Genomic DNA, 363 nt, shown 5'->3' on the forward strand with positions numbered 1-363 from the left:
GGACGTTTTGCTAGGAAAAGCACAAGGTTTAAACCCGACATTTATGCCAGCAGCAGCAGAATTTTATAGCTACTGTGAAAGGCTTGAAGGGAGTGCTCGAGGAAAAGCAAATGATGTAATTTGCAGACTTAACAGACCAGAAGTAAAACCACAGGGAAAACCAATTTCTGATGAAAAATGGGAAGAGCTCATGCGAATGATTAGCAACCTCAACACAGCAAAATAGTGAAAAGTGCTGGTCGTTTTGCGATTAGATATGCGTTTAAATCGACAAAAAGGCACCGTACAAAGCGATTTAAAGATTTTATGATGAAAAACCACATCCGTAATATAAAACGCTCTGTACGGTCAAATTTGAGGTAA

The 363-nt window shown here is 39.1% G+C and carries 1 pseudogene; it reads left to right on the forward strand.

Annotation, left to right across the window (positions count from 1 at the left end):
• Positions 1-226: pseudogene (locus BN338_RS12515) on the forward strand (hypothetical protein); the annotation flags it as partial.
• Between the last annotated feature and the right edge of the window lie 137 nt (positions 227-363).

Origin of the sequence: Bartonella queenslandensis AUST/NH15 (genome assembly GCF_000312585.1) — a bacterium.
Lineage (GTDB): Bacteria > Pseudomonadota > Alphaproteobacteria > Rhizobiales > Rhizobiaceae > Bartonella > Bartonella queenslandensis_A.